Origin of the sequence: Streptomyces sp. NPDC002130, assembly GCF_040296465.1 — a bacterium.
Taxonomy (GTDB): domain Bacteria; phylum Actinomycetota; class Actinomycetes; order Streptomycetales; family Streptomycetaceae; genus Streptomyces.
This window is the reverse complement of record NZ_JBEOXI010000677.1, coordinates 1-1,732: the sequence shown is the minus strand read 5'-3', so window position 1 is coordinate 1,732 and position 1,732 is coordinate 1. Positions and strand designations below refer to the sequence as shown.

2 protein-coding genes and 1 pseudogene are annotated in these 1,732 nt (G+C 65.2%); 2 read left to right on the top strand and 1 reads right to left on the bottom strand.

Features of this window, described 5'->3' with window-relative positions; genetic code table 11:
* Window positions 1-69: 69 nt before the first annotated feature.
* Together ABT116_RS51160 and ABT116_RS51155 are read left to right on the top strand one after the other, a co-directional pair.
* Window positions 70-555 (top strand): annotated as a pseudogene (locus ABT116_RS51160) (TniQ family protein); the annotation flags it as partial.
* On the top strand, window positions 519-1,013 hold the full coding sequence (locus tag ABT116_RS51155; RefSeq protein ID WP_502984060.1) for an allophanate hydrolase-related protein: 495 nt from the start codon (window positions 519-521) through the stop codon (window positions 1,011-1,013). The pseudogene ABT116_RS51160 and the gene ABT116_RS51155, both read left to right, overlap by 37 nt.
* A 3-nt stretch (window positions 1,014-1,016) precedes the next feature.
* Here the strand turns inward: ABT116_RS51155 and ABT116_RS44350 are convergent, their stop codons facing one another.
* Entirely contained in the window at window positions 1,017-1,592 is a 576-nt protein-coding gene (locus tag ABT116_RS44350) for a TetR family transcriptional regulator (protein WP_003941498.1), read from the bottom strand.
* Between the last annotated feature and the right edge of the window lie 140 nt (window positions 1,593-1,732).

Here is a 1,732-nt window from a genome sequence, read left to right as displayed (position 1 = left end):
GCTACCTGGCGATCGCCTCCGGCACCGAGACGATCACCCCGGAGTTGATCGCCGCGACCACCATCGACAATGCCGGCGAATCCGCCGCCCGCACGGCCTGACCCCACACCTTCCACCGCGCCCCCGGCGGCGCGACTGAGGCCGATTCCCGGCGGTTACGACATCGACCGCTGGCCGATCACCGTCCCGATCCGCCCCGGCGAGGCCATCCCCGGATGGCTGCTGCATTTCGCCTCCCGGTACCAGCTGTCTCCGGCGCAGTTGTTGCGGGAGTTCGGCTTCACTTCCCGGCCCGCCACCGTCGACCGTGTACTGGACCAGGTCGCCGAGTGCTCGCGGGAGATCACCTGGTGCCTCGGCCTCGCGCCGCGGGCCTTGTCGCCGGCATTGTGTGGTTGGCCGGCCGAGGCCTCGCTCGGCCGCTACCTCGCGCACCGCCGCGGGATCCGGCACCACTTCAGCGGGTCCCGGTTTTGTCCACGGTGTCTCGCCGAGCCGGACTGCATCTGGCAGAGGCAATGGGCGCACCCGTTGCTTCCGATCTGCCTGCGGCACCGACTGCGGTTGCAGACCCGGTGTCCCGGTTGCGGGCAGGTGCCATTCTCCGACACCACCTGGCTCGGCAGCCACGGCCCGCCATGGCACTGCCCCCAACGGTGTCCGCGCGAGAGCGCCGATCGGAAGGTGCGTCCGTTCTGCCGGCACGACTTGCGCGACGCCACCGTAATCGAGGCCAACGACGACCTGTGCACGGCCCAGCGGTATCTGACCGCGCTGGCCGAGGCCACCGACATCGACGATCCCACCTCCCGATACGACAGGACGGCCGCGACGACCCGATTCGAGGCCTTCTGCGACCTCGCCTCGCCGCCTTGCCTGCACCGATGGCGCTCACGAGCGTCGAGTTATCCGACGGCAGAACGACAGTCGGTTTCAGCTGCACACATGACGCCGTAAACGGCGCAGCTGACATCACCGACTACGGCGGTTGGGCCGCGTACCTCTCTCGCTGACAGTCACGGCTTGCAGATTCGAGTGACGGCCTCGCGCACCACTTCACGGCGGCGCGCGATCTCGTCGGCGTCGACGTTCTGGTTGTCGGCTACGCCGGGGGCAACCACCCAGCCGAACACGAGGCCGAACAGCATCGTGATCAGGTCCTGGGGGTCCCAGTGCTTGGAGATGAGGCCGTCTTCTTGAGCCTTGCGAATCGTGGCCATTCGCGGAACCCAGCTGGAATGTTCCTCGGCCAGCTTCTTCATCCGTGGCGCCTCACCTTGCAATTGACCCCAGATCATCATCCGTTGAATCTGCGGTTTGCCGAGCATTGCGTCGAACAGTTCGACGGCATGCGCGGGCATGTCTTCACCGGTGAACTCGACGGATTCCATCGCCTGCTCGAAGTCGACGTCGAGCACCGCGTGGAACAACGCGACCTTGTCACCGAAATAGGCGTAGAGGCGCTCCTTACTGGCGTTTCCGTTCTTCGCGATCCGATCGATGCGCGCACCGGCAAGCCCGTAGGTACCGAATTCTTCTTGCGCAGCGTCGAGGATTCGCTGTTTCGTCGCGGTCACGTCAGTGGGAGCCATAGTGATGATGGTAACCGAACGAACTATTTCGTTTGACTCACCCGAGAAGGCTGGAATACCTTTTTCCAATGACCACCACGTCCCACGTCGACGGCGGCACTCTGCCACCGATCCCGGCTGCCTCCGAGAATCCGAATCAT